The sequence below is a fragment of the Paraburkholderia domus genome (assembly GCF_905220705.1).
In the GTDB taxonomy this organism is placed as follows: Bacteria; Pseudomonadota; Gammaproteobacteria; order Burkholderiales; family Burkholderiaceae; genus Paraburkholderia; species Paraburkholderia domus.
Genome location: NZ_CAJNAT010000032.1, coordinates 54731 through 74370, shown reverse-complemented (window position 1 = coordinate 74370; position 19640 = coordinate 54731). Strand labels below are relative to the sequence as shown.

The window sequence follows — 19640 nt, the reverse complement described above, 5'->3', positions numbered from 1 at the left end:
GCACTGGCGGCCTGTGGCATGTCGAGATGGTAGTGCCGGTGCGTAAAACCAGTTTTTCGACTCAAGCCCACTCCTGTTAGAGATTCACGGGATACCCCGGCAAAAACTCTAGTGGACTTTGGGATCGAATCAAATAGGACAGTCTTAGAATGATGTCATTTTTTGTCAACGCAATTGACTTAGTATTGCAAACCGTTAAAGAGATAACCAGATCGCATACTATCGCAGCGGCGTCTTGAACGGCACCCAAGAACATCCCGCTATCCGCAAGTGCGGCCGAGTGAACAAACAAAGTGTGCAGACCAAGGACGAATGAACAGATGGAAGTCTGTTGGACAGGTCGTGTGCTGCAAAAATACGCAACAAGTGTTTTGTTTTACGCCCGCATTCTCATTCTTTCCTGCCTGTTTCCAGTGCAACGCAGCGCGGATAGGCAAACGTGGGGAATGCGAAAAACCGGCCTGCCGGACTTCGTTCCTGATGCCCTGCACGTCCGCAAACACCTATCCACAAAGGATCTTATAGAACCTCGGAAGTTATCAACAGAATCTGTTCGCAAGCCTGTGGATAACATTCTGGCAAACGCGCCAAGTACTTGATGTATTGGGCTTCTCTTACGCTGCACGTCGGCGCGGCCGTGCCACTCGCGTCAAAGATAAGCGGACTTCGCCGCGCTGCGGCTCGCGGGAGCCAGCAGCTTGCTTCGCTCAACCATAGCGCCGAATAGCAGCCCGACGGTCGTCCACATAATCACCTGCATCCCGATTGCCGCGACGCGGAACTTCCACAACAGCACCGCTGGGAAGGCCGCCGGCACTTCGTTGATCGTCGGCATGGACAGCTGCACGGCAGCAATGATCGCGACAAACACCACGCCGGCCACGATCGAGCCATTCCAGGCGCCCAGCTTCAGCGCCGCGCGGCGCCGCACCTTCAGCGAGAACACTATGGCGGCCAGCGAGATCGCGATCATCAGGAAGAACAAGCCGGTGCGCATCCCAATCGTCTCAGGGTCGCCCACCGACGGGGGATTCGCTGGATACTTGATGTTCGGGACAATCACCAGCGTGATAAACGCGCCAAGCGCCAACCATGCGGACAACGCGCGCGCGCTCACTGCGCCGACTCGTCCGTATGCATACGCAAAGACCAGTGAGAAAAGGCCGCCGAATGCAGCGCCATACGTCACCACGCCCGTCAACAACCCCAACCCGGCTTGCGTGCCGCGGCTCACCAGTTCGGGTTCGGGCGCTTCGCCCTTGGCGGCGTCGGCTTTTTCTTCGAAGGAAATCGCCTGATCGACCTGCGGCTCCCCCACCAATCTGGCGAAGCCGAACGTGAGCAACCCCGCGGCGATGCCTGCAAGCATCCCGCGTACCAACAATTTACCAACCATGTTTAACTCCGTTAGTGGCAGGGAAAGCCGAGCAGATGGCGGCCGTCGTGCACGAATTCATGCACGTACATGCCAGGCACCAGCGACGTGGCACCTTCTTCTGCACCAACGAAATAAATTGCGAGCAACAGCAGCAAACCGCCGAACACAACCCAAGGCAGCAACTCACGCAGCGGAATCGGCGTGGGTTGAGCGGCGGGCTGAGTCGCGGGATCGAAAACAGCATCGGTCATGATGGACATCTCCTGGGGATAACGCGCCCCGATAGTCGATTGAAGAGGGATGGTACGAAGCTCAGGTCTGGCTTTCGGCTATGAATGCCGATTACAGTGGCGCGACCGCGCCGGGCTCTCACCGGCTTCCGTGCTTCGCAGTGTCGCTATTCTACGCGCTAAACTTTGCCTCCCGGCAACGCAAAGCGTGGTCGTAGCGTCCGGCTTTAGTCTGGCTTTTATGGAAATGAACTGATGGACACACGGCTGTTACTGATCAGCCACGCATCGACCGCGGCGATGCGCGAGGGCCGCTTCCCCGCTGACGATCCGCTCGACGCACGCGGCCTCACGGAAGCACACGCCGAGCGTGCGCGTCTGTCGATTCCGGACAACGCCGCAGTTTTCGTCAGCCCTGCCGTCTGTGCGCGCGATACGGCGTCGGCCTTGGGCCTCACTGCGACGGTCCGCAAGGGATTGGCGGATATGGACTACGGCCGATGGCATGGCCGACGGCTCTCTGATCTCTCCGTCGAAGCTCCGCAAGATCTCGCCGCATGGACACACGATCCCGACGCTGCCGCGCATGGTGGCGAGTCATTCAGTCAACTCGTGAAGCGCGTAGGACAGTGGCTCGATGCGCTGGACGATACGCTAAGCGCAGGACCAGGCAACGCGCAGCGCAATACGCAAAATGTCGTCGCCGTCACGCACGCACCGGTCATTCGGGCCGCCATTGTCCATGCGCTTGGGACATGGCCGGCCGTGTTTCCGCGCATTGAAATCGCACCGCTCTCCATAGTCGAGTTGCGACGCTCGCGACGTGGTTGGACGTGGTGGCCGGCGGCGCAGTAACAGCGGCGGCGACCTGCGCCGCGCGCAAACAGCCGAATCGAAATGCAGGTGCCCGTTCACTTGCCTGATACAACCAACCTCAGCTTGTTCGAACCTGCCGGCGTCAGCGTGACATCCGTCCGCCTGTCACGCGTGCCTAGATAAAAGTGCTGACGTCCTGGCGAATTCTGATCATGCGTCGCGTTCGGAAGACACGACGCGATGTCCGCCGCGACGGCCTGCAGCGCGTCCGCGCTTGAGCCGGCGTCATGATGCGGCGTCCACGTGCATTGGTAGCTGCCATGGCTCGCCGAGCATTGCGCATCGTCGCCGTAGGGTTGCGCGACGCCCTTGCCGTCGTCCGGCGTCAGCGACGCCAAACCGTCCGGCGCCGCCGCGACGATCCGCTTGAGCGACGCGCACGGGCTGGGCGCATCGTCGGCATTCGCACTGCATGGCAGCAACGCGCTCAGCGTGAGTGCGGAGATCGCGGCGGCGAGGATTCGGGTCTTGTTCATGTTGGCGCAGTCCGTCGAAAGTGGCTCACGGGTGACATTAGCGTGGTAGCACGCGTCATGCCCGACGCCGTCGATCACAAACGTACGATGCTTCGCCGATCCTTCCGCGTGCCTCGACGCCATATAGCGTTCGTAAGCCAGCCCTCGCTCATTGCTCGCATCCTTTGGTGTCGAACATCGCCGACAGGGCGCAGATCGACGTCAGCATGCGCGCGCCGTCGTGGCCAACGCCCGGCACGATATGAAAGCTCTGTTCCAGGCCTTCGGGATGACGCGACCGGATGTACCGGTAATACGCTTCTGCACGCGCAACGCGCTGCGGGCCTTGCGCTTCTGCGGCACAGCTTTTATCGAGCGCGCTTTGCTGCGGATCATCGTCGGCGCCGCCGACCAGGTAGTCGATCCGGCGCGACGCATAAGTGGCTTCGAGTTGCGCGGGTGGGCGGTCATCGAGGTACGGCGGCCGATTGTCCATGCCGTATTTCCATTGATTGAAGCCGGCGCATTGCGCGGCATCGAACGGCACCGCCACACCTTGTGCGTTCGGCCGTTGTGCATCGAAATACGCATACGTCGACGGGCTCGCCACCACGTAGCGCACGTCGATGCCTTCACGGGTCAGCACGCCGATGTTGCGCGCCGCCACCGCGTAACGCTGCACGACCTGTCCACCGCCCGAATGCCCCGCGAACACGACGTGCTGCAGATTCGGAAACAGCTTGCGATCCGCGAGGCGCGTAACAATCGCGTCCAGCACCTCGTACGAACTGACCGGCAGCGGCGCCCGCGCCGCTTCGCCGCCCATCCACGCGTCGCCCTTCCAGCGCAACAGATCGGCCGGCTCGTCATGCCCGCGCGTATCGAGCGTGGCGAGGAACTGTGGTGCGATCAGAAGCGTGCTGTCGGCATCCGCGTGAGCGGCGTCGCGTGCATTCTGCGCGGTGCGGAAGTACACGTCCGCGTTGCGCAGCCTGCCGTGAATCACGATCACCGCACGCGTCACCTGCGGTTGCGCGACGTTCCAATCCTTCGACAGATATAGCGGAAATTCAGCTCGCCCTTGCGGCGTGTCGATCGGGAACCGCGTGTCCGAGATCGTCGCCACCGGTTTCAAATGGGACTTGTCAGCCTGCGCCGCGAATGCCGGTTGCGTGAGCAACGCCGGCATGGCGACACCGGCTGCCACGCACCCCGTCGCCAGACGTCGGGAAAGATTGAATGTCATGCAGCTTGCTCCTGATCACCGTGCACTGTCTTGAACGCGGCGCATCGTCAAATCCGTCGTTGAAAAGCTCAAAACTAGAAACCGGTGGCGGATGCCGGTTGTCATGCCGGTCTGGTTCGGACCGAACGCCGTATCGCCCGTCAAACCGACTGGCGTGTACTGGCTGTCAGCACAGTGCGCGTTAGCGGCATAGAGTTATGCCGATTAAAGATACGCTAGGCGCAGCCGTTATACCTGTTTGGCGCGGCGAGTCCGCTATGGCCTTTCGAACATGAAAAAGCAAACGTTTGCCCAAATACTCTGGCTGTCGTTAGCTCAGAGTGGCACCCGCATGAGCACACCCCCTTGGTTCGACGCCTGGTTGTTGCGCCGGGCGCATCGAACGATCAGGCTGCCTCACGGCCCTGAGTACTGGCAGGGCCTACATGACTCACACGCCCTCTGCGGCGCAGTGTCCAGCGCGCACACACGTTGGCGCTACGACGCCCCCGCTCTCCGGCGTATTTTCAATCGCCTTACACTAGCGTCGCTAATCGGCGTTCTGGCCGGCTGCAGCGACGGCATTTCACAGACTGACGTCGAGTTCGTCGCTGCTGCAATGCCGGCACAGTTCGAATCCTTGCGGATGTACAAAACGGCGCCCGATAACGTCGCACCGATTGGAAGCGCTGCTCATGCTCCTGTGCAACTCCAGCAGGGTTGCGAAGCCATCATCCAGACCGCAGGCGGCCACAAGCGCGAAATCGTGATCCTGGACAGCAGATCGGCCGCATCCTTCGATCTCGATGCCGTCCGGACGTCCAGCGGATGGAGCGTTACGTCGGATGGCCTGGCGCCGCCGGCGGACAACCCCGTCGGATTTCGCACCCAATTCTCGAGCTGCGTGAGTGCGCTCGTAGACAAATATCGGTCCGAACCAGAAAAAGCGCCGTTCGGCGCGCAGCCCGCGACCGCATTGCACTGACCTTGGTTCGGAATATCGGACCCGGCGAAGCTATCAACCCTACTGGCATGCATTAAGGTCCGCGCTTTAAATTGCACGGCGAACGGATAGCCGCGTTCGCCGCGCAGTGACCGTGTCCGGCGACCTTCGATGCGAATCAATAGTTTGCTAACGAATATTTTAGAAATACAATACCGGCCATGTCGAATCTCGATGCCTTGCGCCGCACCGTCAGCAGCACCCTGGTCGTCGCTGCCAGAAAATGGCGGCGCACGAGCCATGGCGTGCTCGCGGCCTTTAACGTCTCCGAAGCGTGCGCCACGCCGCTCCTGACCGCCAGCCGGCTCGGCGAAGCGGTGCGGCAGGTCACGCTGGCCGATTACATCGGTATTGAAGGGCCCTCGCTCGTGCGGCTGCTCGATCAACTGTGCGCGGCCGGACTGATGCGCCGCGACGAAGATCCTGAAGACCGGCGCGCCAAGACCGTGGTACTCACTGATGAGGGCCGCGCCGTCACCGCTAAAATGGAAGAAGAACTCGTTACGCTGCGGGCGCAAGCTTTGAAAGGTATCTCGCGCAGCGATCTCGAAGCGACCTTGCGAGTGCTGGCCGCTTTCACGGCCGACGCACCGGCGCCGCGCAACGCCGGGGATCCCGAATAAGGGTCTATGGTCTATCCCTCCATCCGCGACTGGCTGTTCTCCGTCAAGACGTTTGCCGCGGCGATGATCGCGCTCTACATCGGTCTCGCGCTCGAGTTGCCGCGGCCGTACTGGGCGATGGCCACCGTCTACATCGTGTCGAATCCGTTTGTCGGCGCGACCCGCTCCAAGGCGCTTTATCGAGCGCTCGGCACCGCGCTCGGCGCGTCGGCGGCGGTGCTGCTGGTGCCGCCATTCGTCGAATCGCCGTATCTGTTCAGTGTGATCGTCGCGCTGTGGACCGGCACGCTGCTGTATCTGGCGGTGGCTGACCGCACCGCGCGCAGCTACGTCTTCATGCTCGCGGCCTACACCATGCCGATCATCGCCTTGCCTTCGGTGACGAATCCAGGCGGCGTGTTCGACCTGGCGATCAGCCGCACCGAGGAGATCACGCTCGGCATCGTGTGCGCGAGTATCGTCGGCAGTTCGCTGTTTCCGAGCCGGCTCGCGCCCACCATTATCGAGCGGACCGACGCGTGGTTTCGCGACGCCGCGTTCTATGCGACCGAAACGTTGTCCGGGCGCATTGCGGGTTCGGCGATCTCGGGTGCGCGTCAACGGATCGCGGCCACGATCAACGGGCTGGAGTTGTTGTTGAGCCAGCTTGCCTACGACCATACCCGGCCGGACATCCTGGCACGTGCCCATGAGTTGCGCGGGCGCATGCAGTTCCTGCTGCCGATGATGTCCGCGCTGGCCGATCCGCTGATTGCCCTCTACAACAGCGGCCGCCAGACATGGCCGGAGGGCCTCGAAGCATTGCTCAACGACGTCATCAAATGGTTCAATGCGCCGCTTCCCGCCGCTAGCGGGGGCTATCACCCCGACCCGACGGCCAACGCATTGCGCGATCGCATCGCCGCGATGCAGCCACCGCCGGCCGCGCTCGCGACCTGGAACGGCGCGCTGCTTTCGAACGCGCTGTGGCGCTTGAAACAGGTGATCGATGTGTGGCAAGACTGCCGCTCGTTACGCATCATCATCACACGCGAAGAAGGCTCGTGGCGGCCACGTTTTCGCCATTGGCGGATGGGTGGCACCGAACGGTTCTTCGACCGCGGCATCATGCTGTTTTCGACGGTATCGGCGGGCGCTGCGGTGATTATCGCGTGCAGTCTGTGGATCAGCTCGGGCTGGGCGGACGGCGCCAGTGCGGTGACGCTGGCGGCGGTCGCCTGCTGCTTCTTCGCCGCGCTCGACGAACCCGCGCCGATGGTGTTCAAGTTCTTCGTCGCCACGGCGGTCAGCGTGGTGGCCGCCGGCATCTACCTGTTCGCCGTGCTGCCACACGTGCACGATTTCCCGATGCTGGTCATCCTGTTCGCCGCGCCGTTCATCCTCGTCGGCACATTGATTCCGCGGCCGCAGTTCAACATGGTGACGGTGCTCGTGGCCGTCAATACCGCCACCTTCATCAGTATTCAGGATGCCTACTCGGCCGACTTCCTGATCTTCCTGAACAGCAATCTTGCGGGCCTCGCAGGCTTGCTGTACGCGTATCTTTGGACCCGCGTGACGCGGCCGTTCGGCGCTGAACTCGCGGCCTCCCGGCTGTTGCGCTCGAGCTGGGCCGACGTGGCGCTGACGGCTTCCACGCGGACGATCGAGGACCCGCGCAATCTCGCCTCGCGCATGCTCGACCGCCTGATGCAGCTGATCCCGCGCCTGGCCGCCACCGACGACCATCGCCATCCGTCGATCGAAAGCTTCCGCGATCTGCGCATCGCCTTCAACGCGCTCGATCTGCGCCGTCTGACCCACAAGCTCGGCGGCGAAGCGCCGGCCGCAATCGCTCATGTCCTCGAAGACGTGTGCCAATACTTCGAAACGTGCATCGATCAGCGCGCGCGCCAACCAGTACCCGAGAGCCTGATGTCGTCGATCGATGCAGCCGTGGCGCGCGTCACGGCACAAGGGCTCGCCAACGCCGAAGCGCCGAGCGCGACCTCGCAAACCTCAGCGCGCCGGTTGCGCGATGCGTTGCACGCGCTGGTCGGCTTGCGTCTTTCGCTGTTTCCGGCCACGCTGATCACACCGACGCCGCCCGAACCGGAGACCGCTGCCTGATGCACCCGTCCCGCAACCCAATCCCCCCCTTTGCCAGCTCCCGCGATGATCGGTGAAATCGATATCTTCGGCGTGTTCGTGCCAGCCGTGCTCGTGCTGATGTTGATCGCCTATCTGATCAACCTGGCCATCCGCACGGTGCTCGCGCGCGTCGGTTTTTACCGCTTCGTCTGGCATCGGTCCATCTTCGATCTCGGCATCTATGTGCTGGTGCTGGGCCTTGTCGTCGTCGTTTCGCACAGACTAATAACGTGAAAAAAACCTGGTTATCCGTCAGTCAAATTCTGCTGACCCTGATCGTCGTCGTGGTTGCAGCCTTCGTGCTGTGGAAACTGGTCGCCTATTACATGTTCGCGCCGTGGACTCGCGACGGCCACGTGCGTGCCGACGTGATCCAGGTCGCGCCGGATATCTCGGGGCTGATTTCATCGGTCGATGTCGCTGACAACCAGCAGGTCAAGCAAGGCCAGGTGCTGTTCGTGATCGATCAGGCCCGCTACGCGCTCGCCCTGCGCCAGGCGCAGGCCACCGCGCAGCAACGCCGCGCCACCCTCGATCAGGCGCGCCGCGAAGACGCGCGCAACCGCCAACTCGGTAACCTGGTCGCAGCGGAAGTCGCCGAAGAAAGCCGCTCGCGTGTCGAAACGGCGGAAGCCGCGCTCGCCGATGCGAACGTCGCGATCGATACGGCCAAGCTCAATCTGCAACGCACCACGATCGTCAGTCCGGTCGACGGTTATCTGAACGACCGCGCGCCGCGTACCGGCGAGTTCGTCTCCGCGGGCCGGGCCGTGCTGTCGGTGGTGGATATGCATTCGTTCCGTGTCGACGGCTACTTCGAAGAAACCAAGATGCGCGGCATCGACATCGGCCAACTGGTCGATATCCAGGTGATGGGCGAACCGAAGGTGCTGCGCGGTCACGTGCAAAGCATCGTCGCGGGGATTGAAGATCGCGACCGCACGCAAGGGTCGAATCTGCTGCCGAACGTGAACCCCGCGTTCAGTTGGGTGCGGCTCGCGCAACGGATTCCGGTGCGCGTTGCGCTCGACGAAGTCCCTGCCGACTTCCGCATGATCGCAGGACGCACGGCGACGGTGTCCGTGCGTGATCTGTCGCCGACCGGCAAAAAGCATCCGGACGCGGGCGCTTCGGGCACTGTGGATGGATCGGCGGCTTCGACGTCGGCTACGTCTTCGGCTTTGGCTCCGTCCGCTGTTCCGGCTACCTCCGCTACTTCCGCTGCACAACCGGCATCGGCTGCCGTCATTTCGGGCGCCTCGCAATGAAGCTGTCGCGCGCCCTGCCCTTATTGCCGCTGCTGCCATTGTTGCCGTTAGCCGTCGCGCTCAACGGCTGCATGAACGTCGGCCCCAATTATTCGCTGCCGAAGCAGGCGCTGGTCAATGCGCCCCTCGCCAATGCACCGATCGAAGGCGCCGATGCCAAACTGACCACGCGGCAGAACGTGCCTGCGGTCTGGTGGAAGCTCTATGACGATCCAGTGCTGAACAGCCTCGTCGACGAAGCGCTGCAATCGAACACCGACTTGCGCGTCGCCGCGGCGAACCTCGCGCGTTCGCGTGAAGCGCTGGGTGTGGCGCAAGCTCAAGGTGGCTTCTCCGGGAAGACGTCGGCGGTCGTCGAGCGGGCGCAGGAATCGGCCGAGCAGTATCTGCTCTTCAACAAACTGCCGGTCGCTAACGAAGGCGACATCGGCATCAGCATCTCGTACGAAATCGATCTGTTCGGCAAGTTGCGGCGCGGTGTCGAAGCGGCGGCGGCGGATACGGAATCCGTGCAAGCGGCCGGCGATCTCGCGCGTATCACGGTGGTCGCGGATGTGGTGCGCTCTTATGTCGAGCAATGCTCGGCCGCCGAAGAGCTCAGGATCGCGCAGCAGTCGCTGGCATTGCAGAAGGAGCGCGTGGACGTATCGCGGCGGCTGCGCGACGCGGGCCGCGGCAATCAGCCGGATGTGACGCGTGGCCAGACCCAGGTCGATACCCTGGCGGCGGATATTCCGCGCTATACGGCGCGCCGCCAGATCGCGCAATACCGGCTCGCGGCGCTACTCGCGCGCGCGCCGTCCGATTTACCACCGGCCGTGCTGGCCTGCAGCAAGCTGCCGCAGATCCGTCAGCCGATTCCTGTCGGCGACGGCGCCGCGCTGCTCAAGCGCCGTCCGGACGTGCGCGAGGCCGAGCGTCAACTGGCGGCTTCGACGGCGCGCATTGGCGTCGCGACTGGCGCGTTGTATCCGACGGTGAGCATCGGGGCATCGGCGGGTTTGACCGGGATTCTGGAGGACCTCGGCACCTCGCCGACGGCACGCTGGGCCTTCGGCCCGCTGATCAGCTGGACCTTCCCGACGAATGGCGCACGAGGCCGTGTGCGTGAAGCGGAGGCGTCGAGCAACGTGGCGTTGGCCAAGTTCGACGGCGTGGTGCTGACCGCGTTACGCGAAACCGAAGCCAGCCTCGCAACCTATGCGTCCGACGCCGCCCGCGCTGACGCTTTGCGTGCCGCGCTGAAGTCGGCTACCGAATCGGCGGATGAAACGCATCGCCTGTATCGCGCCGGACGCGAGTCGTTCATTTCGGATCTGGACGCGACGCGCACGCTGACCTCGACCAAGTCTCAGGTGGCGGCCGCGGAAGGTCAGGTGGCGATCGATCAGGTCAACCTGTTCCTCGCGCTTGGCGGTGGATGGGAGATCGATGTGCAGACAGCGCCTGGGGCCGCGGTGTCTAACACGGCAACTCCCGCTGCGGCGGCACCGGCCAAGGCCGTGCCGACGGCGGCCAGCAAAGCGCCTTGACCGGTTTTGATCGACTCCGCGGGCCGGCCCACTGTCGATCCAGTGGCCGGTCAGTAAGTCGGCTGATGAATCATTTGGTGAGCAGTTCGATGAGCCGCTTTAGCGTTGCGGCCACGCGCGCAATGCCGGGGATGTCGCTATTCGAGGAAGCGTCGTATTGGGGCATGTTGGCGGCGAATCGGGCGATGACCTGACCCTCTCGCCTCGCCTCATCCGGGTAAATCACTATTATTGACAAGCTTTCTTTTACCTTTCAATTCGGGTTAAATACGAGCCTCAACACCACACGTTACGGGGTCACGTATGTCGCAATTCATGCAAGGCGCAGTCACACTCGGCGGCTGTATCGGCGTTTTCACGGTAGTGGTGGCGGTTGTGGAGATGCTGGCGAACTGAGCCCGCTGGGTTCGTGATCGGCTCACCCAGGCGCCTCTGTCTGCGGTGATGCCGGCCTTAAGCGGGGCGCCGTTTCGCAGCCGCCTGGTGAATCGCGGCCCTTACCCTCGGATACGTGCCGCAACGGCACACGATGTTGGACATCGCCGCGTCGATGTCGGCATCGGTGGGATTAGGCTTCTGCTTGAGCAGCGCGCAAGCCGCCATCAATTGCGCGCTCTGGCAATAACCGCACTGCACCACGTCGAGATCGATCCATGCCGCCTTCAGCGCCTGGGCTTCGGCGCCCTGCACGCCTTCGATGGTCGTGATCTTCTGCGAGTGCAAGCTCGACATCGGTGTCTGGCAGGCAAGGCCCGCCTTGCCGTCCAGATGGATTGTGCAAGCGCCGCAAATGCCCACGCCGCAGCCGAACTTGGTGCCGGTCATGCCGAGGTCGCAGCGCAGCACCCAGAGGAGCGGCATATCCGGCTCGGCTTGCACGGCCACCGCCCGGCCGTTGATGTTTAGCGATCCCATGCTTTTCTCCATCAATCCGCTGCGATTCACGCGAGCCTCAACGGCAACGCGCGCAAGCGCTGGCCGGTCAGCGCGAACACAGCGTTAGCCACCGCCGGCGCGATCGGCGGAACCCCCGGCTCGCCGACGCCCTGCGGGTGCATCTGACTCGGCATGATGTCGACTTCGATCACCGGACAATCGCTCATCCGCACAACTGGGAAATCGACGAAGTTCTTCTGCGTCACCACCCCGCCAACAATAGTGATTTCGTCCTGCAACGCAGTCGACAGGCCAAACACGATGCCGCTTTCCATCTGCTGACGAATCAGATTCGGGTTCACCGGCAAGCCGCAATCGATTACGCAGACTACCCGGTGCACGCGAATTTGCTTGTTCGGGCCGACCGATACTTCCGCCACCTGCGCGACGACACTGCCGAACGCTTCGTGCAGCGCGACTCCGCGCGCCCGCTTTGTACCGTCCGCGGCATGCGTTAGTGGATGCCCCCAATCCGACAACGTGGCAACACGCCTTAACACCGCCAGATGGCGCGGATGCTGCGCGAGCAGCGACGCGCGAAACGCAATCGGATCCTGGCCGGTGGCTGCGGCGAGTTCGTCGGTAAAACCCTCGGTGAAAAACGCCTGATGCGAATGGCCAACCGACCGCCAGAATCCAATCGGCACCGGCAATTCGACGATCTTGTGCGCCACGCGCGCAGTGGGCCATTCGTAGGGCTGATCGAACGCGCCCTCGCAGGTGGTCTTGTCGATTGGAATGCGCGGCACACCGTAGTAACGTGCGAGTGCGTCAGGCACGATCGCCTGACTCGCGGACGTGGCATGCCACGCGACCAGCTTGCCGTCCTTGTCGAAACCGGCCTTCAGCCGCGATACGCAGGCCGGACGATAGAAATCGTGGGTAAAGTCCTGTGCGCGCGACCAGATCGTTTGCACCGGACGACCACCGCCTTCGCGCGCAATCGCCGCAGCTTGCGCGATGAAATCGAGCTCCAGACGCCGTCCGAAAGCACCACCGAGCAGTTGCGTTTGCACGTCGACCTTGTCAGCGTCGATGTCCAGCACTTTCGCGACGTGCTGCCTCGCGAGACCAGGCATTTGCGTCGAGACCCAAACGGTAGCCGCGCCGTCCGCAACCTGCACGGTGCAATTGACGGGTTCGACCGATCCATGCGCGAGATACGGTGCGTGATACTCGGCAGTGACGGTTCGCGCCGCGCCGCTCAGTGCAGCATCGACGTCGCCGCGATGGTAGTAAGCGTGGCCGTCACTGTCGTCCAGCGCCTTCGCGAGCTCGGTGTCCACGCCGGCGCTCGACAGATTGGCCGCTGCGCCGTCATTCCACACCACATTGATGGCGCTGACCGCGTTCATCGCCCGAAACGCGTTGTCCGCGATCATCGCGACGGCGCCGCTGCCGCCCGCGTACGGCGCTAACGCGATGGCTTTGATAAAACCCGGCATTTTCGCGGCAGGCGACGCGTCGAAATGCGCCACCGTACCACCTAGCGTGGGACACATCACCACGCTCGCGTAGATGAGACCGTCGGGTAGCGCGTCAATGCCGAAACGCGCTGTGCCGTTGATTTTCGATGCGGCCTCGATGCGCCGAACCGGTTTGCCGATCAGTTTGAACTCAGCGGGATCTTTCAGCGCGACCTTGCGCGGCAGCGGTTGCTGTGCAGCCATCGCGGACAGTTCGCCGAAGCTCGCTTTGTGGCCCGATCCGTGCAGTACGTAGCCACCTTCCGTGCGGCATTCGGTGGGCGGCACCTTCCATTGCTCCGCCGCCGCGCCGATCAGCATCGCGCGCGCCGAAGCGCCGGCTTCGCGCATCGGCGTCCATAGATCGTTGATGCTCGATGAACCGCCCGTCATCATGGTCCCAGCATCGCGCACCAGCTTGCGGGTCATCCAGACTGTGGCGCGCTTGACCGTGCTGTCGTCGTCCGGGCGAAACGGCAGATCGTCGACGATGTTCTGCACGCTGTTGTAGATCTTGTCGATCGGCGAGTTTTCCACTCGAACCTTCGACCAGTCGGCGTCGAGTTCCTCGGCCAGCAGCATCGCAAGGCCAGTGTGGATACCCTGCCCCATTTCCGCTTTGCACACCACGATCGTCACGGTGTTGTCCGCGGCGATTTTGACCCAGCCGTTGAGTGCGACCTGGTCGGCTTCAATCGGCAGCGGCATGGAGGTGGTCAGGCGTTGCCCCGGCGGCAGCACCGACCAGCCGACCAGCAACGCACCGAGCGCGCTGGCGCCGCCTAGCAGGAAGGTTCTGCGCTTTAACATCGTATGGCTCGATCAGCTTGCACGGTGACGGAGACGCTGTGGAAGCGCGGACTGGCGCGGGAGCTTGTTTCGTCGGAACAGTAGTAAGACGGAAGAGTGAGTGGAAGACTGAAAGCTAAGGGGTTTCAGCCGAGCTGCACAGTGCTGGTGAATGCCCTTCGAGGAAAGGCCGTATGTCAGTTCATTAAATGTTATTCGTCGCGTGGTGGCACGCTGCAGCGCAACTGGCTTGAACGGCGGAAAAATGCGAGAGGTGGCGGATTTTTGCTAACTGCGCGAGTCGTTGATTACCTCCTGCACATCGGGACTGTAGAGCTGGAACACAGCCTTGTCCGTCAAAGCCGCATCCTTGCGATATGCCCGGATGCTAAATCCAACCAACCGCACCCAACCTCACTCGCCCTCCCGAATCATCTCAATCAAAGCCCGCAGTCCCGCAGGTATATGACGTCGTCCAGGATAGTAAAGACACAGCCCGTCGAACGCCGGCGTCCAATCTTCCAGTACACGCTGCAGCGTGCCCGCTTCCAGATCTGCCGCCACATTCCATTCGGTCATATACGCCAATCCAAACCCCTCGCGGGCCGCCTCCATGATGAGCAACGGCTCATCGAGTGTCAGCATGCCCTGCACATCCACGCTGATCGCCTGGCCGCGTCGCTCGAACTCCCAGTGATAAATACGCCCGCTCGGCATGCGCATCCGGATACAACGGTGTGCACGCAGATCGTCCGGCGTGCGCGGCTTCGGATTTTCGGCGAAATAGGCGGGACTCCCAACGACTGCAAAACGCTGCGGCCGGTTGAACGGCACGGCGATCATGTCCTGCGGCACGATCTCAGCCAACCGAATGCCGGCATCAAAGCCCTCCACCACGATGTCGATCATGCGCCCCTCGGTGACGAGATCCAGCTTCATCTCCGGATAACGCCGCAGGTATGCCAGCAGCAAGGGCATCACCTGGCGCGCCGCGCCCGTCGATGTGTTGATGCGCAGCGTACCCGCGGGTGTGTCGCGATAGGTGCCGGCCTGCTCGATGGCCACGCGGATGGTCGACAACGCCGGCGCCACACTGTCGACGAATTGCGCGCCCGCTTCGGATAACGACACGCTGCGTGTCGTCCGATTAAAGAGGCGCACGCCGATGCGCGCCTCCAACGCCGCAATCGCATGGCTCAGCGCCGATGTCGACACGCCCAGTTCCGTCGCCGCTGCGCGGAAGCTGCGATGGCGCGCCACCGCAAGCACGCCTTCCAGTTCGCTCAAACCGGGCGTCTTCATTATCCCATCCTGCTCAACGAATCATCCTTGATTATATGGCTAGTCGGCTTAATCCACTGAGCCTATCGTTGAGGCAACACGACTTCCTGGGTAGGAACTTTTATGCAGCAAATCGACAAGGTTTATATCGACGGCGCGTTCGTCACCCCGCACGGCGAAGAGTGGTTCGATCTTCACAACCCGGCCAAGGAAACGGTGATCGGCAAGGTGCGTCTGGCCGACGCGGAAGACGCTCGCCGCGCGATCGCCGCCGCCAAACGCGCCTTCCCGGCGTTTTCCCGCACCAGCAGGGAAGAGCGGATCGCCCTGCTCGGACGCATGCACGCCGCGGTTCAAGCGAGAGAAGACGAACTGTTCGAAGCCATCGTCGAGGAATACGGTGCGCCGGTGTCACGCGCACGCTGGATGGCGAAATACCCAGCGGACGTGCTGGCGGAAGTCATCAAGGTCTTGCAGACCTATGATTTCACGCGACGCGCCGGCACCGCCGACGTCGTCATGCAACCGCTCGGCGTCGCCGGCTTGATTACGCCGTGGAATAGCAATGGCGGCTTTATCTGCGGGAAGCTGGCTGCAGCGATTGCGGCGGGCTGCACGGCCGTCATCAAGCCGAGTGAAATGAGCGCGATCCAGACACGGATCATCACCGAGGCACTGCACGAAGCCGGCCTGCCCGCGGGCGTGTTCAATATCGTCACGGGCCGGGGTGACACTGTGGGGGCGGAAATCAGCGCGCATCCGGACGTGGCGAAGATTTCCTTCACCGGATCGACCGCTGTCGGCAAGACGATCCTGCGCACCGGCGCGGAGACATTGAAACGCGTCACGTTAGAGTTGGGCGGCAAATCGCCGGTCGTCATACTCGACGACGCCGATTTCGCGGAAGCGGTGCCGCTGGCGCTCCAGGCAGGGTTCATGAACAGCGGTCAGGCGTGTATCGCCGGTACACGGATTCTCGTACCGCAGAGCCGCCTTACGGAATTCGAAGAGCGGGTGCGCTTTGAAGTCGCTCGCACGCAAGCCGGTGATCCACGCGATCCCAATACGCAGATCGGCCCGATGGTCAGCCACAAGCAGTGGGAGCGCGTGCAGCGCTACATCGGCATCGGCATCGACGAAGGCGCGCGATTGATTGCCGGTGGCGAGGGCCGTCCGGAAGGCGTGGAGCGCGGCTGGTTCGTGCGTCCGACCGTATTTAGCGGCGTCAGCAACGACATGACGATTGCCCGTGAAGAGATTTTTGGGCCGGTGCTGTCGATCATTGCGTATCGCGATACCGAGGAAGCAATTGCAATCGCCAATGACACGAGCTACGGGCTGCAAGCCTACGTGCTCTCGGCCGATGCGGCGCGGGCTCGCGCTGTCGCCACTCGAATCGACGCTGGGCGTGTACTGATCAACACGTTGGCACACGAACCAGCCGCACCGTTTGGCGGCTTCAAGCAATCGGGCATCGGGCGGGAATACGGCACGTTCGGGTTGGAAGCCTTCATGGAACCGAAGTCATTGCTGGGCGTGAACTAAAGCGTTTGATCGCTCAGTAGACGGTGCGTCACTATTTGCGTGACGCACCGCCGGATGCCTCACCGCCGGTTCGACCCCGACACCACATCGATCCACACGGCCAGCACCAGAATGCTGCCCTTCACGATCATCTGCCAGTACGCGTCGACGTCGAGCATCGACATGCCGTTGTCCAGACTCGCCATCACCAGCGCGCCGATCAACGCACCGTAGACCGTTCCGGAGCCGCCGCGCATCGATGTCCCGCCGATAAAACACGCGGCGATGGCGTCGAGCTCGCCCATCGATCCTGCCGACGGTGAGCCGGCCGCGAGTCGCGCCGTATTGACGATCCCTGCGAACGCACACATCAGTCCCATCAGTGCAAAGATGGCCAGTTTCACGCGGTTGGTATTCACGCCGGAGAGCCGCGTCGCTTCCAGGTTGGACCCCACCGCATAGATGCGCCGACCGAAAACGGTCTGCGTCGCGATCCACGTGAAAACGCCCAACAGCGCGAGCAGCAGCAGAACCGGCACAGGAATGCCGCCATAACGATCGAGCGTGGCAACAAACGCGGCCAGAATCACGCCCGCCCCGACCACTTTCGCGACGTCCTGCCAGATCGGCACCACCCGCAACTTGTAACGCTCACGGTTGCTTCGTTGCCGCACAGTCAGAAAGGCCAGTACGACAAACAGCACGACGGCCAGCGTATCGCCCGCCAGGCGCGGCAAATACCCCTGACCGACAAACACAAACCCATCGGAGACCGGCGCAATCGTCGAACCGCCGGTGACGCCGAGCAGAATGCCGCGATAGGCCAGCATGCCGCCGAGGCCAACAATAAACGAAGGCACACGCCGGTACGTCGACCACCATCCGTTGAACATGCCGACCAGCACGCCGAGCAGCATCACCACGGGCACGGTGACACCGATCGGCCAATGCCGGTTGACGTCGAGAATCGCCGCGACACCGCCGAGCAGACCCAGCAACGACCCGACCGACAGATCGATTTCACCCGCAATGATCACGAACACCATGCCACACGCGAGCATGCCGGTAATCGACATCTGCCGCAGCAGATTCGACAGATTGCGCGGTGTCACGAACGCGCCGTGTGTCAGAAAGGAAAAGAAAATCCAGATCACGGCCACGGCGATCAGCAACGCGAGAATCTTGTAACGCGCGAACAGTTGCTGAATGCGCTGCGGGCCACCGAATGCGCCTCGCGACGCAGCGCCGTCGGCGGGTTGGGAAGTGACGTCGGGAGTCATGCGGCACTCGCTTCGGTTGGTGCGGTCGGGTTGAGGGATCGCTGCACAGGACGGATTGCGGCGCCGAGAATGTCCTCTTGCGTGAGGCCGTCGTTGACGAAATCGCCGCGCAATTCGCCTTCGCCGATGACCAGCACGCGATCGCTGATACCGAGCACTTCAGGCAATTCGGATGACACCATCACGATCGACATGCCGCGGTGCGCCAGCTGAAAAATCAGTTTGTAGATTTCGAACTTCGCACCGACGTCGACACCTCGCGTCGGTTCGTCGAGGATCAGCACCTTTGGGTCGGTCAGCAGCATGCGCGTCAGCACGGCCTTCTGCTGATTGCCGCCTGACAAGCTCGCAATCGAAAGCATCGGATGTGCCGCGCGCACTGAGAGCCGCTTCATCTCCGTGTGAATCGTGTCGAGTTCGGCGGCGGAATCGATACGGCCGCCCTTCGCGAATCGTTGCAACACCGCAAGCGTGATGTTGTGCCCGACGCTCAAACCCGGCACGATGCCATGGCGCTTTCGATCTTCGGGCACCATGCCGATCCCGGCGCGAATCGCGTCGACAGGGGCGCGAATCTTCAACGGCTTGCCGTCCATCACCACGGTCGCCTCGCTCACACCGGGATACGCGCCGAAGATCGCCTGCATCAGTTCCGTGCGCCCAGCGCCGACCAAACCGGCAACGCCGAGAATCTCACCGCGTCGCAGCGCAAACGACACATCGTTCACCCGCTTGCGGCGCGGATTGGTGACATCGAAACAGGTCACGTGACGCGCTTCGAAGATCACGTCGCCGATGGGATGCGGTTCACGCGGAAACAGGTTCTTGATTTCGCGGCCCACCATCAAGGAGATGATGCGGTCCGTGGTCAGCGCGCGCATGGACTCGGTCGCGACATGGCGGCCGTCGCGAATCACGCTGATTGTGTCGCACACGGCCGCTACTTCGTCGAGCTTGTGCGAGATGTAGACGCAGGCGACACCGCGCCGCTTCAGATCACGCACGATATCCAGCAGGATGTGTATCTCCGTTGCAGTCAGCGACGAAGACGGTTCATCGAGGATCAATAGTTTTGCGCGCTTGTTCAGCGCCTTCGCGATCTCGATCAGTTGCTGGTGGCCGCCGCCGTAGTTCATCACCGGCTGAGCTGAGTTGATGCCGCTTATGCCGAGTTCGCGCAGCAGTTCATCGGCGCGTTGGTACATGGCGGCGTAGTTCATCCTGCCGCCTGGCAGCGTGATTTCGTTGCCGAGAAAGATATTCTCCGCCACAGAAAGCTCCGGCACCAGCATCAACTCCTGGTGGATGATGATAATGCCGGCGCGTTCCGTGTCCCTTATGCTCGCAGCCTTCAGCGGTTCGCCTTCCCAGATTATTTCGCCATCCCAGGTGCCGTGCGGATAGACGCCGGACAGTACTTTCATCAGCGTCGATTTGCCCGCGCCGTTTTCTCCGCACAAGCCGACGCACTCGCCTGGCGCCACCGTCAAGTCGATGCCGTCGAGCGCCTTCACGCCGGAAAACGCTTTGACGATGCCGCGCATCGCCAGTAATGGTTCGCTCATTCGCTATGCCTCGCTGCAAGGCGCGCGGTCGCGCCGATGTGCCTGACACATGCCCGGCACACCGGCTTGGACCGCGCAC

17 protein-coding genes and 1 riboswitch are annotated in these 19640 nt (G+C 62.5%); of the genes, 8 read left to right on the top strand and 9 right to left on the bottom strand.

The annotated features are described in order from the left end of the window. Positions 1-649: 649 nt before the first annotated feature. Complete coding sequence (locus tag KHO31_RS33150; protein ID WP_211625240.1) at positions 650-1396, bottom strand: CbtA family protein; 747 nt, start codon at positions 1394-1396, stop codon at positions 650-652. An 11-nt stretch (positions 1397-1407) separates the two neighbouring features. Then, on the bottom strand, positions 1408-1629 hold the full coding sequence (locus KHO31_RS33145; protein WP_201078047.1) for a CbtB domain-containing protein: 222 nt from the start codon (positions 1627-1629) through the stop codon (positions 1408-1410). A 53-nt stretch (positions 1630-1682) separates the two neighbouring features. Beyond that, a riboswitch (adenosylcobalamin (AdoCbl) riboswitch) is annotated at positions 1683-1769 on the bottom strand. A gap of 94 nt (positions 1770-1863) precedes the next feature. On the opposite strand from KHO31_RS33145, the gene KHO31_RS33140 reads away from it, so the two are divergent. After that, positions 1864-2463 (top strand): histidine phosphatase family protein, encoded by a 600-nt coding sequence (locus KHO31_RS33140; protein ID WP_201078045.1) that lies wholly within the window; start codon positions 1864-1866, stop codon positions 2461-2463. A 56-nt stretch (positions 2464-2519) separates the two neighbouring features. Here the strand turns inward: KHO31_RS33140 and KHO31_RS33135 are convergent, their stop codons facing one another. Next, positions 2520-2960, bottom strand: coding sequence for a hypothetical protein (locus tag KHO31_RS33135; RefSeq protein ID WP_211620709.1), 441 nt, complete (start codon positions 2958-2960; stop codon positions 2520-2522). Positions 2961-3108: 148 nt separating this feature from the next. After that, on the bottom strand, positions 3109-4185 hold the full coding sequence (locus tag KHO31_RS33130; protein WP_211625238.1) for an alpha/beta hydrolase: 1077 nt from the start codon (positions 4183-4185) through the stop codon (positions 3109-3111). Positions 4186-4456: 271 nt separating this feature from the next. On the opposite strand from KHO31_RS33130, the gene KHO31_RS33125 reads away from it, so the two are divergent. From KHO31_RS33125 to KHO31_RS33100, 6 genes are all read left to right on the top strand, one after another. Beyond that, on the top strand, positions 4457-5149 hold the full coding sequence (locus KHO31_RS33125; RefSeq protein WP_201078039.1) for a hypothetical protein: 693 nt from the start codon (positions 4457-4459) through the stop codon (positions 5147-5149). Positions 5150-5328: 179 nt separating this feature from the next. Continuing rightward, entirely contained in the window at positions 5329-5790 is a 462-nt protein-coding gene (locus KHO31_RS33120) for a MarR family winged helix-turn-helix transcriptional regulator (protein ID WP_201078037.1), read from the top strand. Between the two features lie 6 nt (positions 5791-5796). Beyond that, on the top strand, positions 5797-7899 hold the full coding sequence (locus KHO31_RS33115; RefSeq protein ID WP_201078035.1) for an FUSC family protein: 2103 nt from the start codon (positions 5797-5799) through the stop codon (positions 7897-7899). Positions 7900-7944: 45 nt separating this feature from the next. Further along, complete coding sequence (locus tag KHO31_RS33110; protein WP_007176114.1) at positions 7945-8154, top strand: DUF1656 domain-containing protein; 210 nt, start codon at positions 7945-7947, stop codon at positions 8152-8154. Further along, a complete protein-coding gene (locus tag KHO31_RS33105; protein WP_211625236.1) occupies positions 8151-9188 on the top strand; it encodes an efflux RND transporter periplasmic adaptor subunit in 1038 nt (345 codons plus the stop codon). Before KHO31_RS33110 ends, KHO31_RS33105 begins: the two co-directional genes overlap by 4 nt. Further along, a complete protein-coding gene (locus KHO31_RS33100) occupies positions 9185-10720 on the top strand; it encodes an efflux transporter outer membrane subunit (protein WP_211625234.1) in 1536 nt (511 codons plus the stop codon). Before KHO31_RS33105 ends, KHO31_RS33100 begins: the two co-directional genes overlap by 4 nt. Positions 10721-11173: 453 nt before the next feature. Here KHO31_RS33100 and KHO31_RS33095 read toward each other — a convergent pair whose 3' ends face one another. The 3 genes from KHO31_RS33095 to KHO31_RS33085 form a co-directional block, all read right to left on the bottom strand. Further along, positions 11174-11635 (bottom strand): (2Fe-2S)-binding protein, encoded by a 462-nt coding sequence (locus KHO31_RS33095; RefSeq protein ID WP_115778595.1) that lies wholly within the window; start codon positions 11633-11635, stop codon positions 11174-11176. Positions 11636-11661: 26 nt separating this feature from the next. Next, positions 11662-13932 (bottom strand): xanthine dehydrogenase family protein molybdopterin-binding subunit, encoded by a 2271-nt coding sequence (locus KHO31_RS33090; RefSeq protein WP_211625232.1) that lies wholly within the window; start codon positions 13930-13932, stop codon positions 11662-11664. Positions 13933-14325: 393 nt separating this feature from the next. After that, positions 14326-15213 (bottom strand): LysR family transcriptional regulator, encoded by an 888-nt coding sequence (locus tag KHO31_RS33085; RefSeq protein WP_201139123.1) that lies wholly within the window; start codon positions 15211-15213, stop codon positions 14326-14328. Positions 15214-15315: 102 nt separating this feature from the next. Between KHO31_RS33085 and KHO31_RS33080 the strand changes: the two genes are divergently transcribed. Continuing rightward, on the top strand, positions 15316-16737 hold the full coding sequence (locus KHO31_RS33080; RefSeq protein WP_201108671.1) for an aldehyde dehydrogenase family protein: 1422 nt from the start codon (positions 15316-15318) through the stop codon (positions 16735-16737). A gap of 59 nt (positions 16738-16796) precedes the next feature. Here the strand turns inward: KHO31_RS33080 and KHO31_RS33075 are convergent, their stop codons facing one another. Both KHO31_RS33075 and xylG read right to left on the bottom strand, forming a co-directional pair. Next, on the bottom strand, positions 16797-17996 hold the full coding sequence (locus KHO31_RS33075; RefSeq protein WP_201085218.1) for a sugar ABC transporter permease: 1200 nt from the start codon (positions 17994-17996) through the stop codon (positions 16797-16799). Further along, positions 17993-19561: a D-xylose ABC transporter ATP-binding protein gene (gene xylG / locus KHO31_RS33070; protein WP_201085217.1), complete on the bottom strand. Its 1569-nt coding sequence runs from the start codon at positions 19559-19561 to the stop codon at positions 17993-17995. The genes KHO31_RS33075 and xylG overlap by 4 nt, the downstream gene beginning before the upstream one ends. Positions 19562-19640: the final 79 nt, after the last annotated feature.

Excerpts from the sequence above, each read along its gene's own strand:
- KHO31_RS33130 (WP_211625238.1), bottom strand. The coding sequence starts at position 4,185 with ATGACATTCAATCTTTCCCGACGTCTGGCGACGGGGTGCGTGGCAGCC.
- KHO31_RS33085 (WP_201139123.1), bottom strand. The coding sequence starts at position 15,213 with ATGAAGACGCCCGGTTTGAGCGAACTGGAAGGCGTGCTTGCGGTGGCG.
- KHO31_RS33125 (WP_201078039.1), top strand. The coding sequence starts at position 4,457 with ATGAAAAAGCAAACGTTTGCCCAAATACTCTGGCTGTCGTTAGCTCAG.
- KHO31_RS33140 (WP_201078045.1), top strand. The coding sequence starts at position 1,864 with ATGGACACACGGCTGTTACTGATCAGCCACGCATCGACCGCGGCGATG.
- KHO31_RS33090 (WP_211625232.1), bottom strand. The coding sequence starts at position 13,932 with ATGTTAAAGCGCAGAACCTTCCTGCTAGGCGGCGCCAGCGCGCTCGGT.
- KHO31_RS33080 (WP_201108671.1), top strand. The coding sequence starts at position 15,316 with ATGCAGCAAATCGACAAGGTTTATATCGACGGCGCGTTCGTCACCCCG.
- KHO31_RS33120 (WP_201078037.1), top strand. The coding sequence starts at position 5,329 with ATGTCGAATCTCGATGCCTTGCGCCGCACCGTCAGCAGCACCCTGGTC.
- xylG (WP_201085217.1), bottom strand. The coding sequence starts at position 19,561 with ATGAGCGAACCATTACTGGCGATGCGCGGCATCGTCAAAGCGTTTTCC.
- KHO31_RS33075 (WP_201085218.1), bottom strand. The coding sequence starts at position 17,996 with ATGACTCCCGACGTCACTTCCCAACCCGCCGACGGCGCTGCGTCGCGA.
- KHO31_RS33100 (WP_211625234.1), top strand. The coding sequence starts at position 9,185 with ATGAAGCTGTCGCGCGCCCTGCCCTTATTGCCGCTGCTGCCATTGTTG.
- KHO31_RS33095 (WP_115778595.1), bottom strand. The coding sequence starts at position 11,635 with ATGGGATCGCTAAACATCAACGGCCGGGCGGTGGCCGTGCAAGCCGAG.
- KHO31_RS33110 (WP_007176114.1), top strand. The coding sequence starts at position 7,945 with ATGATCGGTGAAATCGATATCTTCGGCGTGTTCGTGCCAGCCGTGCTC.
- KHO31_RS33115 (WP_201078035.1), top strand. The coding sequence starts at position 5,797 with ATGGTCTATCCCTCCATCCGCGACTGGCTGTTCTCCGTCAAGACGTTT.
- KHO31_RS33150 (WP_211625240.1), bottom strand. The coding sequence starts at position 1,396 with ATGGTTGGTAAATTGTTGGTACGCGGGATGCTTGCAGGCATCGCCGCG.
- KHO31_RS33145 (WP_201078047.1), bottom strand. The coding sequence starts at position 1,629 with ATGACCGATGCTGTTTTCGATCCCGCGACTCAGCCCGCCGCTCAACCC.
- KHO31_RS33135 (WP_211620709.1), bottom strand. The coding sequence starts at position 2,960 with ATGAACAAGACCCGAATCCTCGCCGCCGCGATCTCCGCACTCACGCTG.